Below are 13,212 nucleotides of genomic sequence, written 5' to 3'. Positions count from 1 at the left end.
CACACCGAGACACGAAAGACTTTACCGAGGACTCCATGCCCAAGCGCACAGACATCCAGACCGTCCTGATCATCGGCGCAGGTCCGATCGTGATCGGCCAGGCCTGCGAATTCGATTATTCCGGCGCCCAGGCGTGCAAGGCGCTGCGCGACGAGGGCTACCGCGTGGTGCTGGTGAACAGCAATCCCGCGACGATCATGACCGACCCGAACATGGCCGATGCGGTCTATATCGAGCCGATCAACTGGCGCACGGTGGAGAAGATCATCGAGAAGGAGCGCCCCGACGCGCTGCTGCCGACGATGGGCGGCCAGACCGCGCTGAACTGCGCGCTCGACCTCGCCGACAACGGCGTGCTGGAGAAGTACAACGTCGAGCTGATCGGCGCCAAGCGCGACGCGATCCGCATGGCCGAGGACCGCGAGCTGTTCCGCGTCGCGATGCAGGAGATCGGCCTGGAATGCCCGAAGGCCGAGGTCGCGAAGACCTTCGAGCAGGCGCTGGAGATCCAGGCCAAGGTCGGCTATCCGACGATCATCCGCCCCAGCTTCACGCTCGGCGGCACCGGCGGCGGCATCGCCTACAACAAGGAAGAGTTCGAGGAGATCGCCAAGCGCGGCCTCGACCTTTCGCCGGTGCATGAAGTGCTGATCGAGGAATCGGTGCTGGGCTGGAAGGAATTCGAGATGGAAGTGGTCCGCGACACCGCGGACAACTGCATCATTGTCTGCTCGATCGAGAACTTCGACCCGATGGGCGTGCACACCGGCGACAGCATCACCGTCGCGCCGGCGCAGACCCTGACCGACAAGGAATACCAGCGCCTGCGCGATGCCTCGATCGCGGTGCTGCGCAAGATCGGCGTCGACACGGGCGGCTCGAACGTGCAGTTCGGCATCAACGCGCAGGATGGCCGCGTCGTCGTCATCGAGATGAATCCGCGCGTGTCGCGTTCGTCGGCGCTGGCCTCGAAGGCGACCGGCTTCCCGATCGCCAAGGTCGCGGCCAAGCTCGCCGTCGGCTACACGCTGGACGAACTGAAGAACGAGATCACCGGCGGCCTGACCCCGGCCTCGTTCGAGCCGAGCATCGACTACGTCGTCACCAAGATCCCGCGCTTCGCGTTCGAGAAGTTCCCGGCCGCCGACGCCCGCCTGACCACGCAGATGAAGTCGGTGGGCGAGGTGATGGCGATCGGCCGCACCTTCCAGGAATCGCTGCAGAAGGCGCTGCGTGGCCTGGAGACCGGCAAGATCGGCCTCGATCCGACAGGTCTCGACCTGTCGACGCACGAAGGCATGGCCGCGCTGCGCCGCGAAGTGAAGGAAGCCGGCCCCGAGCGCATGTTCTATCTCGCCGACGCCTTCCGCGCCGGCATGTCGGTCGAAGAGGTGCATGCGCTGTCGTTCGTCGATCCGTGGTTCCTCGACCAGCTCGAAGAACTGATCGCCTGCGAACGCGAGGTCGCCGCCGCCGGCCTGGAAGGTCTCGATGCCAGGCGCCTGCGCGCGCTCAAGCGCAAGGGCTTCTCCGATGCGCGCCTGGCCCAGCTGGCGGGCACCAACGAGACCGCCGTCCGCGCGCTGCGCAAGGCCTTCGGCGTGCGCCCGGTCTACAAGCGCGTCGACTCCTGCGCCGCCGAGTTCGCCACCACCACCGCCTACCTGTATTCGACCTACGAGGACGAATGCGAGGCGCAGCCGACCGGCCGCGACAAGATCATGGTCCTCGGCGGCGGCCCGAACCGCATCGGCCAAGGCATCGAATTCGACTACTGCTGCGTGCATGCCGCGCTGGCGCTGCGCGAGGACGGGTACGAGACCATCATGGTCAACTGCAACCCGGAAACCGTCTCGACCGACTACGACACCTCCGATCGCCTGTACTTCGAGCCGCTGACGCTGGAAGACGTGCTCGCCATCGTCGAGCTGGAGCAGCCGAAGGGCGTGATCGTGCAGTACGGCGGCCAGACTCCGCTGAAGCTGGCGCAGGCGCTGGAAGCGAACGGCGTGCCGGTCATCGGCACCTCGCCGGATTCGATCGACCTGGCCGAGGACCGCGAGCGCTTCCAGAAGCTGGTCGAGCAGCTCGGCCTGAAGCAGCCGCCGAACCGCACCGCGCGCAACCAGGACGAAGCCATCGCCCTCGCCGGCGAGATCGGCTATCCGCTGGTCGTGCGCCCGAGCTACGTGCTCGGCGGCCGTGCCATGGAAATCGTCTATTCCGACGCCGACCTGTCGCGCTACATCCGCGACGCGGTGAAGGTCTCGAACGATTCGCCGGTGCTGCTCGACCGCTTCCTCGACCACGCGGTCGAAGTCGACGTCGATGTCATCGCCGACAAGGACGGCAACGTCCTGATCGGCGGCGTGATGGAGCACATCGAGGAAGCCGGCGTGCATTCCGGCGACTCGTCGTGCTCGCTGCCGCCGTACTCGCTGTCGCAGGCAACGCAGGCGCGTCTGCGCGACCAGGTCGTCGCGCTGGCCAAGGCGCTGAACGTGGTCGGCCTGATGAACACCCAGTTCGCGATCCAGACCGAGGAAGACGGCAGCGACACCATCTTCCTGCTCGAAGTGAACCCGCGTGCCTCGCGCACCGTGCCCTTCGTGTCCAAGGCCACCGGCATGCCGCTGGCCAAGATCGCCGCGCGCTGCATGGCCGGCAAGACGCTGGCAGAGCAGGGCGCGACGAAGGAAATCGTGCCGGACTACTACTCGGTCAAGGAAGCGATCTTCCCGTTCGCCAAGTTCCAGGGCGTCGATCCGATCCTCGGCCCGGAAATGCGTTCGACCGGCGAGGTCATGGGCGTCGGCCGCAACTTCGGCGCCGCTTTCGCGCGCGCCCAGGAAGCTGCCGGCATCAAGGCGCCGCCGAAGGGCAAGGCCTTCATCTCCGTGCGCGACCCCGACAAGCAGCGCGTACTCTCGGTGGCGCAGGACCTTGTGGCGCGCGGCTATGCCGTCGTCGCGACCCGCGGCACCGCCGCGTGGCTGCGCGAGCAGGGCGTCGCCTGCGAGATCGTGAACAAGGTCGTCGAGGGGCGTCCGCACATCGTCGACCTGATCAAGAACGGCGAGATCACCTACATCGTCAACACCACGGAAGGCAAGCAGGCCATCGCCGACTCGTTCTCGATCCGCCGCGAGGCCTTGCAGCAGCGGGTCACTTATTCGACGACGATTGCAGGCGCGAAGGCGCTGCTGCATTCTCTCGATTTCCGCGACAGCGGCCCGGTCTGGGCGCTGCAGGAACTGCACAAGGAACTCGAGCAAGCATGATCAGAGCACCCATCACCCTGAAAGGCTCGCAGCGCCTGCGCGGCGAGCTGGAAAACCTCAAGAGCGTCCAGCGTCCGGCGGTCATCGCCGCGATCGCCGAGGCGCGCGGGCACGGCGACCTGAAGGAAAACGCCGAATACCACGCTGCGCGCGAGCAGCAGGGTTTCATCGAGGGCCGCATCAAGCAGCTCGAAGCTGAGCTGTCGCATGCGCAGGTCATCGATGTGTCGACCCTGAACGCAGGCAGCCGCGTCGTGTTCGGTGCGACCGTGACCCTGGCCGATGTCGAGAGCGACGAGGAGAAGCGCTACCAGATCGTCGGCGACCTCGAAGCCGACATCAAACAGGGCTTGATCGCGATCTCCTCGCCGCTGGCGCGCGCGCTGATCGGCAAGCACGAGGGCGACACCGTCGAGATCGATGCCCCGGCCGGAAAGCGCGAGTACGAACTGATCCAGGTCGCGTACGAAGGCTGAGCGCATCGCCGCCATGTCGCGCGATCGCACCCTGACTCTGCTGCTGCCTGCCTGGTCGGTCTTCGGCCGGCAGGCGCTGTCGCCCGAACTGGCGGCGGCGTTCGGCCGTGCGGATGCTGAACCTGCGGGCGAGGCGGGGATCGAAGCGCAGCTGTCGCGCGTCTTTTCCATCGTGCCTGTGCGCTGGTCCGCCGCCGCGCTCACCCGCCAGGCCGAAGTCGGCGATGCCGTCGGCGCCGCGTGGCTGCGCGCCGATCCGGCTCACGTGCGTCCCGACATCAACGGCGCACGACTGCTCGGCATCGGCGAGCGCCTCGGCCTCGACGATGCCGATGTCGAAGCCCTGCTGCCCGCGCTCAAGCCGGTGTTCGGCGACGCCGGTTTCGAACTCGATGCGCCGTCGCCCGCGCACTGGTACCTGCGCTTGCCGCGCGAGGCCAAGCTGCCGGCGTTCAGTGCGCCCGACGACGCCATCGGTGCGGATCTGTTCGAGCACCAGCCCGACGGACCGGAAGGTCGCCGTTGGCGCGCCCTGCTCAATGAGGCGCAGATCGTCCTGCACAACCATCCCTGGAACGCGCGCCGCGCCGAACGGGGCCTGGTGCCGGTGAACTCGCTGTGGCTGTGGGGCGGCGGCGTCCTGCCGACCACGGTGCGCGGCGACGTGGCCCGCTGCGCCAGCGATGACGACCTCGCCTGTTCACTCGTCCGGCTGGCCGGCGGCGATGCGGGACGACTGCCGGCGTCGTTCGCCGACATGCAACTTGCCGATGGCAGCACGCTCTTCGACCTGCGCCGCACCCGCGATCTCGCCGCGCTGCACCGCGACTGGCTGCTGCCGGTGCTGTGCGCGGTGGGCGAGGGCAGATGCGCCAGCGCGACCATCGATACCGCCGACGGCGGACGTCTCGTGCTGCGCAGCGGGCAGCGCTGGCGGTTCTGGCGCAAGCCCTGGTCGATACCAGTCGCGATGGACGCCGATTGATGCGGACCATCCGCAGGCGCGACACACACACCGGGCATGACAGCCCCGCCGGGCACGACAACGTGGCCTCGGCGCAGGACTGGCCCGCCGAGATCCCGCCGCTGCTGCGTCGCGTCTACGCTGCGCGTGGCGCGCGCACGCATGCGCAGGCGCAGCCGCGCCTGAACCAGTTGCTGCCGCCGGACGATCTGCACGGCATCGACGAGGCCGCACGGCTGCTCGCCGAGGCCATCGCCGCGCAGCAGCACATCCTGGTCGTCGGCGATTTCGACTGCGATGGCGCCACCGCCTGCGCCGTGGCAGTGCGCGGCCTGGGACTGCTCGGCGCGACGCGGGTGTCGTATGCGGTGCCGAATCGCATGGTCCATGGATACGGTCTGTCGCCTGCGCTGGTCGATGAACTGGCGGCGATGTCGCCCGACCTGCTGGTCACCGTCGACCACGGCATCGCCTGCCACGCCGGCATCGCCGCCGCGAAGGCGCGCGGCTGGCGCGTGCTGGTGACCGATCATCATCTGCCCGGCGAATCGCTGCCGCCCGCCGACGTCATCGTTGATCCCAATCTGCGCGGCGACGCCTTCGCGAGCAAGTCGCTTGCCGGCGTCGGTGTGCTGTTCTACGTGCTGCTGGCGCTGCGTCGTCGCCTGCGCGACGAAGGCCGTTTCGCGGGCGAGCCGCCGGACCTCTCGGTGCTGCTTGATCTGGTCGCGGTCGGCACGGTGGCCGATCTGGTGCCGCTGGACGTGAACAATCGCGCGCTGGTCGCTGCCGGCCTGCGCCGCCTGCGCGCCGGTCGCGGCTGCGCGGGACTGCGCGCACTCATCGAGGTCTCGAAGCGGAGCGAGGCCGCGCTGACCTCGACCGACATCGGCTATGCGCTCGCGCCGCGCATCAATGCCGCAGGCCGTCTGGAAGACATGACCCTGGGCATCGAATGCCTGCTCACCGACGACGCCCGACGCGCGCGCGAACTCGCGGAGATCCTCGACGGCATCAACGCCGAGCGTCGCGGCGTGCAGGCGCAGATGGTCGGCGATGCCGAGGATGCGCTGGCTGCGCTGTCGATTGATGGTGACACCGCGCGCGTCGCGGTCTGCCTGTATCACGAGGACTGGCATCCCGGCGTGGTCGGCCTGGTCGCATCAAAGATCAAGGAGCGCCTGCATCGTCCGACGATTGCGTTCGCGCCGAGCGAACCCGGTGGCGACGAGCTGCGCGGTTCGGCGCGCTCGATCAGCGGTTTCCACATCCGCGACGCGCTGGCGATGGTCGATGCGCGGCATCCCGGGCTGGTCGGGCGTTTCGGGGGGCACGCCATGGCGGCGGGCCTCAGCCTGCGCCTCGTCGATCTGCCGGCTTTCCAGCGCGCGTTCGAAGTCTGTGCGGCCGAGCTGATGTCGCCGGAACTGCTGCAGGACGTGGTGCTCAGCGACGGCGCGATCCCGCCCGACGCCTGCGCACTCGCGACCGCGCTCGCGCTGCGCGACGGCGGGCCGTGGGGACAGGCCTTCCCCGAGCCGCTGTTCGACGACGTGTTCGACGTGATCCAGTGGCGGCCGGTCGGCGAAACGCATCTGAAGCTCGAACTGGCCTGGCCCGGCGGCACGCGGAGGATCAACGCGATCCACTTCTCCGGCTGGGACGGCACGCCGCCACCGTCGCGCATCCGCGCCGCCTATCGCCTGCAGCCCGACGACTGGCGCGGCGGCGATGCCGTGCAGCTCATCGTGGTGCATCGCGAGCCGGTCGGCGTCGGCTGACCGCGTTTGTGGCATCGTGGAAGGCGACCCAACCCCATCGCCGACATCAGGCCGTTCCATCGTCACCTTTCCACGGGACACCGCCATGCGCCGAGGTTTCTCCGCGACCGCCACCGCCACCCTCGTGCTGGGCCTGCTGCTGGGCCAGAGCCTGCCCGGCGAGGCGCGCACCCCGCGACCGCCCAGGCCACCGGCCGTTCCGGTCGTCGTACCCGATGCCCTGACCGCGCCGCCGCTGATCCGTTCGTCCGAGGCTAAGATCCCGATCGCGCTGCGCGAAGCGAAGCTCGATGTCGAGACCCACGGCAGCCTCGCGCGGACCACGTTGCTGCTCACGCTGCACAATCCCAACGATCGCCTGCTCGAAGGCAACCTCGAATTCCCGCTGCAGCCCGGCCAGCAGGTCAGCGCCTTCGCGCTGGACATCGACGGCGTGCTCCGCGATGCGGTGCCGGTGCCCAAGCAGAAAGCGCAGCAGGTGTTCGAGAGCATCGAACGCCGCAATGTCGATCCGGGTCTGCTCGAACAGACCGCCGGCAACCACTTCCGCCTCCGCGTCTATCCCATTCCCGCGCGCGGCACCCGCCAGGTGCGGCTGGTGATCGATGAGGCGATGCGTCGCGACGGCGATGCCTGGCGACTCGACGTGCCGGTGCATCTGCTCGACGACGCCGACGGCGCATCGCTGTCGATCCACGCCGACGGCCTGCCCGTCGCGCCGACGCAGGGCGGTCGCTTCGAGACGCTGCGCTTCGAGCGCCGTCGCAACGCCTACGTCGCACGCCACGACATCCTGCGCGAACGCGTGGCTGGCGGACACGCGCGACCCGCGTCGACGCTGGCCCTGCGCCTGCCGGCCAGCGCCGGTGCGCAGGCCTTCGTGCAGTCGTTCGATGGCGAGCGTTTCGGGCTGATCGACATCCCGGTGCCCCACGGGGCCGGGTTGATCGGCAAGCGTCGTATCCCGTCGACCATCGGCTTGCTGTGGGACGCCTCCGCATCCGCGCGGCATCGCGACCGGCAGTCCGAGTTCGCGCTGCTCGACCGCTATTTCGCGGCGATGGGCAATGGCGAAGTCCGCCTGCGCGTGCTGCGCGACGTGGGCGAGGACGGCGGTCGCTTCGCGATCCGCGATGGCGACTGGAACGCGCTGCGCAAGGCGCTGGAAGCGCTGGTCCACGACGGCGCCAGCGATCTGGCCGATTGGTCGCCCGAGCCGGGCATCGGTGAATACCTGCTGGTCAGCGATGGCCTGCACAACTACGGCGATCGCGCCTTTCCCGCATTGAAGGACGGTCAGGCGCTGTACGCGCTGGCTTCGTCCGGCGCGGAGGTCGATGCCACGCGCCTGTCGGCGCTGGCGAATGCGCGCGGTGGACGGCTCGTGCGCTGGCAGGGTCGCGATGGCCTCGATGCTGCAGCGGAGGCGTTGCTGGGCCCGGAGCGGCGCGTGATCGCGCTGGAAGGCGAGGGCATCGACGATCTGCTGCCGCAGTCGTGGGACGTCGATGACGGCCTGCTGCGCGTGGCCGGCCGCATGACTGAGGCCACCGCACGCGTACGGGTCCGCGTGCAGGAAGGCGGTCGCGTGCGGACCGTCGATGCCTCGATCGCGGCCGATGCACCGAGCAGCACACAGGTCGCGGCGCTGTGGGCCAGCTGGCAGGTGGCGTCGAAGGCAGCCGAGCCGGAGCGCCATCGCGGCGCGATCACCCGGCTGGGCCAGCGGTTCGGCATCGTCACCCCGGGCACGTCGCTGCTGGTGCTCGAATCGCCCGAGGATTACGTGCGCTACGACATTCCTGCGCCGCCCGCGCTGCGCGAACAGGTCGCGGCGCTGCAGCGCACCCGCGACCGCAGCCGCGAACAGAGCCGCAGCGAACGGCTGGAGGTCGTCGCGCGCCGGTTCGCCGAGCGTGTCGAGTGGTGGGGCAAGACCTTCCCGAAGACCGCGCCGCCGAAGCCCAAGCGCGAGGCCCACGGTGAGGTGGCCGCATATGCGACCGGCGATGCCGCCGCAGCACCGGTGATGTCCGCTCCCCCGCCGCCGTCTCCGGTGGCTGCGGAAGAAATGGCCTATGCGCGCGAAAGCGCGCTCGCCGAACGCGCCTCGCAGCAACGTGCCGCAGCGCCTGCCGGCGCGCGCCGGCAGGCCGAGCAGGATGCGGCGATGGCAGTGCGTAACGACGCCGGCCAGGGCGTCGCCATCCGCCTGCAGGCCTGGGCGCCGGATTCGCCGTACGCGCGCCGGCTGCGCGATGCGAAGGCTGAGGATCTCTATGCGGTTTACCTCGATGAAAAGGACAGCCACGCCGACAGCACCGCGTTCTATCTCGATGTCGCCGACCTACTGCTGCAGAAAGACCGTCGTGCCGAGGCGCTGCGCGTGCTGTCCAACCTGGCGGAAATGAAGCTGGAAAACCGCCACGTGCTGCGCGTGCTCGGCTACCGGCTGATGCAGGCCGGCGATTGGGCGCATGCCGTCGCGGTGCTGCGCGAGGTGCTGCGCCTGGCCGACGAGGAACCGCAGAGCCATCGCGACCTGGGCCTGGCATTGGCCGGGGCAGGGCAGCGCCAAGAAGCCATCCAGCGGCTGTACGACGTCGCGGCCCGGCCGTGGGACGATCGTTTCTCGGAAGTGGAACTCGTCGCGCTCAACGAGATGAACGAGATCATCGCCACCAGCCCGACGCCGCTCGACACCAGCTTCATCGATCGCCGTCTGCTGAAGAACATGCCGCTGGACCTGCGCGTGGTGCTGGCCTGGGACAGCGACAACAGCGACATGGACCTGTGGGTGACCGATCCCAACGGCGAGAAGTGCTATTACGGCAACCGCAACACCTTCCAGGGCGGCCTGATCAGCGACGACTTCACCGGCGGCTACGGCCCCGAGGAATTCGTGCTGAAGGACGCGAAGCCGGGCAAGTACAAGGTCGAGGCCAATTTCTTCGGCGACCGCCAGCAGATCGTGACCGGCGCGACCACGCTGAACCTGCGCCTGAGCTCCGGCTGGGGCACGCAGCGCCGCAAGGACGAAACCGTCACGCTCCGCCTGAGTGGCAGGAGCGAGACGGTGTTCGTCGGCGAGTTCGAGGTGAAGTGATCAGCCGCCGACCGTCGCGCCCTTGACTGGCGCGATGGTCGTTGCCGGAGTCGACAGCTTCAACCCGAACAGCGGCCGCAGCCAGCGCACACGCCGCACGATCTCGAAGCCCGCGAAGCTCAGGCCGAACGTCGCCAGCACCAGCAGCGGCCCTTCGGCAGCGACGGGAAGCTCCAGCGGCTGGAGGTTGTGGGCGACGACGACGGTGATCGTCTGGTGGAGGATGTAGACGGGGAACACCGCGTCGCGCAGGTAGCGCAGGGCCGCGGTGTCGCGGAAGGCGATGCCGCGTGCGAAGCCGAGGATCGCGGCGATCGTCGACCACTGGAACATCGCCCATACCGTGCGCTGCAGCATCCGCAGCGCCTCGGGCGGCGGCGTGCCTTCGTCGTCGAAGCCGCTGCCGAAGAAGTACCAGACGATGAAGGCATAACCCGCAGCCGCGAGACCGAGCGCGAGCCAGCGCCAGCGATGCAGGGCGTTCCAGACGTCCTCGCGGGCCGCGACCAGCACGCCGAGCAGGAACAGCGGCAGGTACTGGGCGTGGTTGTACCAGTCGTCGACAAGGGCATGGGTCGACTCGAAGCGACCGACCAGCGCCACGCGCGCCACGGCCAGCAGCAGCGCCGGCCACAGCAGGATGCCGATGCCGGACAGGCGCGCCGCGAGCCAGTCGCCGGCCTTGTCCATCGCGCGCGGGGCGAAGCGCAGCAGCGCCCAGGCGACCACGGTGTAGACCCACAGATAGGCCACGAACCACAGGTGGTTCCAGGTCGGAACGTCGAGGCAGTCCCCGTCGCGGCAGAACGTGTCGTCGGCGGACAGGTAGCGGCCCCAGAACGCGAGATAGCCGTCGTGGTAGCCGCCGGGGAGATTCTCGACGACCTCGTAGTAGGCCTGCGGGGTCACGATCACCACCATGCCGAACGCCAGCGGCAGCAGCAGCCGCCATGAACGGCTGCCGAGGAAGCCCCCCGGACGTTTCGCGAACAGGAAGGCGGTGGCCACCCCCGAGATGAGGAACAGCAGTGACAGCCGCCAGGGCGAACTGAGCATCATCAGTGGTTCCAGCGTCTCGCTGGCGTGCGGGCTTTTGACGTGCCAGTCCCAGCTCACGTAATACATGCCGCAGTGATAGAGCACGAGCAGGCCGAAGGCGGCGATGCGGATCCAGTCCAGGTCGAGGCGGCGTTGCATGTGTGCGTGTCCGTGTGGAAAGGCGCCAGTGTTCCTTCGCGCGGCGCCGCGTCCACCGGCCAAGTGTCTGATCGCCATGGAAAAGTGACGAGTCGGGGGCGGGCAGGGACGAACCGGGCGCGGTGCGCGGATGCCGGCCCTAGAATGCGCGCATGGCTTCCACCGATTCCGTGCCCACGACCGATCCCTCGCCGTCGACCGCGCCTGCGCCCGTGGGTCCGCCCTTCTTGCAGCGCTGGCGACGGTTCATCGAGATCGGCTTCTGGATCGGCCTGACCCTGGTCAACGGCATCGCCAACAGCATCACCGTGCTGATGGACATCCGCCGGGTCGGGCTGGGATTCGCCGCCTGGCAACCCGCCGTGTGGGAATGGTCGAGCGGGCTGACGATCCTGGCGCTGGTCCCGGCGCTGGTCTGGTTCACCCGACGCTGCCCGCTGCACTGGGACACGCTGGCGCGGAGCCTGCCGATGCACCTGCTGGGCAGTGTCGTCTTCTCCCTGGTCCACGTGATCGGCATGGTCGCGCTGCGCGAGGCGGCCTACGCCGCGCAGGGGCTGGACTACGATTTCGGGTCCTGGCCTCGCGAGCTGGTGTACGAATACCTCAAGGATGTCCGCGGCTACGTGATGATCGTGTCGGTCATCGAGGGCTACCGGTTCGTGCTCCGCCGCCTGCAGGGCGAGGCCAGCCTGCTCGGCCGCCCGGACGAGGGCGAGCCGGTCGAGCCCCTCGACCGGCCCGAGCGGTTCCTCGTCCGCAAGCTCGGCCGCGACTTCCTGATCGCCGCCGAGGACATCGAATGGCTGCAGGCCGCCGGCAACTACGTCAACCTGCGGGTCCGTGGCCACGATTACCCCCTGCGCAGCACGCTCGCCAGCGTCGAGGCACGTCTGGATCCGGAGCGCTTCGTCCGCATCCACCGCAGCCATATCGTCAATCTTGGGCGGGTCGCCTCGATCGAGCCCCTGGACAGCGGCGACGCCCGTCTGCACCTGCACGACGGCGTGGTGCTGCCCTGCAGTCGGACCTACCGCGAGCGCTTGCGGGCCCGCTTCGGCGCCGGCTGAACCGGACGTCGGTCGCGCATCGCCTTCGCGTCGCGCCGGGAGCCGGGCGCTTGCTGCTAGAATCCCGGGTCTTTGCTGCAGCCGCACATCCGCCATGATCGAACTCAACCCGATCCGCCAGCGCATCGCCGACCTCACCGGTCGGCTCGATGCGCTGAGGGGGTATCTTTGACTACGACGCCAAGGTCGAGCGTCTCGAAGAAGTCAACCGCGAACTGGAAAGCCCCGACGTCTGGAACGACTCGGAACGCGCGCAGGCCCTGGGCCGCGAGCGCTCCATGCTCGACAAGACCGTCAACGGCATCCGCGACCTGAAGGACGGCCTGGCCGGGGCCAACGAACTGCTCGACCTGGTCGAGATGGAAGCCGACGACGACACTGCGTTGGCCATCCAGGCCGACGTGGAGCGCTACGCGCGCGGCGTCGACCAGCTCGAATTCCAGCGCATGTTCTCCGGCAAGATGGACGGCTGCAACGCCTTCGTCGACATCCAGGCCGGCGCCGGCGGCACCGAGGCCCAGGACTGGGCGGAAATGCTGCTGCGCATGTACCTGCGCTGGTGCGAGTCGCGCGGCTGGAAGACCGAACTGATGGAAGCCAGCGCCGGCGACGTCGCAGGCATCAAGTCCGCCACCATCAAGGTGGAAGGCGACTATGCCTATGGCTGGCTCAAGACCGAGATCGGCGTGCACCGCCTGGTGCGCAAGTCGCCGTTCGATTCGGACAACCGTCGCCACACTTCGTTCACCTCGGTGTTCGTGTCCCCGGAAGTCGACGACGACATCGACATCGACATCAACCCGGCCGACCTGCGCACCGACGTCTACCGCTCCTCGGGCGCGGGCGGCCAGCACGTGAACAAGACCGAGTCGGCGGTGCGCATCACGCACATTCCGACCAATACCGTGGTCGCCTGCCAGAACGGCCGCAGCCAGCACCAGAATCGCGACATGGCGATGAAGATGCTGAAGGCGAAGCTGTATGAACTCGAGATCCAGAAGCGCAACGCCGAGCGCGACGCGCTGGAAGCCACCAAGTCCGACATCGGCTGGGGCAGCCAGATCCGCAACTACGTGCTCGACCAGTCGCGCATCAAGGATCTGCGTACCGGGATCGAGCGCAGCGACACCCAGAAGGTGCTCGACGGCGACCTCGACGAGTTCGTCGAAGCCAGCCTCAAGTCCGGCCTCGAAGCCGGCGCCAAGCGGATCGACGCCGCATGATCCATGCGCAGCCATCGCGCAACCCCGGCGACCGCGTCCGCGCGGTCGCCGTCGTGTCGAAAAAACGCATCATCCCCGACTGATACCGTCGCGGCAGGAGCGGCGGTGGCCGCG

General features: G+C 68.5%; 8 protein-coding genes. 7 read left to right on the top strand and 1 reads right to left on the bottom strand.

Translation table 11 applies throughout. The annotated features are described in order from the left end of the window. Positions 1-35: 35 nt before the first annotated feature. The 5 genes from carB (at position 36) to ACFQ0E_RS16185 (ending at position 9,608) form a co-directional block, all read left to right on the top strand. The gene (gene carB, locus ACFQ0E_RS16205; RefSeq protein ID WP_386825592.1) at positions 36-3,281 is read left to right on the top strand and encodes a carbamoyl-phosphate synthase large subunit; all 3,246 of its coding nucleotides are present in this window, start codon (positions 36-38) and stop codon (positions 3,279-3,281) included. Continuing rightward, positions 3,281-3,757 carry a transcription elongation factor GreA gene (gene greA, locus ACFQ0E_RS16200; protein ID WP_386825817.1) on the top strand — a complete coding sequence of 159 codons (477 nt, stop codon included), beginning with the start codon at positions 3,281-3,283 and terminating at the stop codon, positions 3,755-3,757. Before carB ends, greA begins: the two co-directional genes overlap by 1 nt. 13 nt (positions 3,758-3,770) lie before the next feature. Continuing rightward, positions 3,771-4,742 carry a phosphoglycerate mutase gene (locus ACFQ0E_RS16195; protein ID WP_386825590.1) on the top strand — a complete coding sequence of 324 codons (972 nt, stop codon included), beginning with the start codon at positions 3,771-3,773 and terminating at the stop codon, positions 4,740-4,742. Next, complete coding sequence (recJ, locus tag ACFQ0E_RS16190) at positions 4,742-6,502, top strand: single-stranded-DNA-specific exonuclease RecJ (RefSeq protein WP_386825588.1); 1,761 nt, start codon at positions 4,742-4,744, stop codon at positions 6,500-6,502. Before ACFQ0E_RS16195 ends, recJ begins: the two co-directional genes overlap by 1 nt. Before the next feature lie 85 nt (positions 6,503-6,587). Continuing rightward, positions 6,588-9,608 carry a VIT domain-containing protein gene (locus ACFQ0E_RS16185; RefSeq protein WP_386825586.1) on the top strand — a complete coding sequence of 1,007 codons (3,021 nt, stop codon included), beginning with the start codon at positions 6,588-6,590 and terminating at the stop codon, positions 9,606-9,608. Here the strand turns inward: ACFQ0E_RS16185 and ACFQ0E_RS16180 are convergent, their stop codons facing one another. Beyond that, positions 9,609-10,805 carry an acyltransferase family protein gene (locus tag ACFQ0E_RS16180; RefSeq protein WP_386825584.1) on the bottom strand — a complete coding sequence of 399 codons (1,197 nt, stop codon included), beginning with the start codon at positions 10,803-10,805 and terminating at the stop codon, positions 9,609-9,611. It lies immediately after the preceding gene. Between the two features lie 152 nt (positions 10,806-10,957). Here ACFQ0E_RS16180 and ACFQ0E_RS16175 point away from each other — a divergent pair, with 152 nt between their 5' ends. Together ACFQ0E_RS16175 and prfB are read left to right on the top strand one after the other, a co-directional pair. Then, a complete protein-coding gene (locus ACFQ0E_RS16175) occupies positions 10,958-11,875 on the top strand; it encodes a LytTR family DNA-binding domain-containing protein (RefSeq protein WP_386825582.1) in 918 nt (305 codons plus the stop codon). A gap of 94 nt (positions 11,876-11,969) precedes the next feature. After that, a protein-coding gene (gene prfB, locus ACFQ0E_RS16170; RefSeq protein ID WP_386825580.1) for a peptide chain release factor 2 occupies positions 11,970-13,098 on the top strand; the annotation gives its coding sequence in 2 pieces (ribosomal slippage) (positions 11,970-12,044 and positions 12,046-13,098; 1,128 coding nt in all). Positions 13,099-13,212 lie beyond the last annotated feature (114 nt).

Origin of the sequence: Lysobacter brunescens, from assembly GCF_042677005.1 — a bacterium.
GTDB classification, from domain to species: Bacteria; Pseudomonadota; Gammaproteobacteria; order Xanthomonadales; family Xanthomonadaceae; genus Lysobacter_I; species Lysobacter_I brunescens.
The sequence above is the reverse complement of the archived record's forward strand: the minus strand, read 5'-3'. Positions and strand labels throughout refer to the sequence as shown.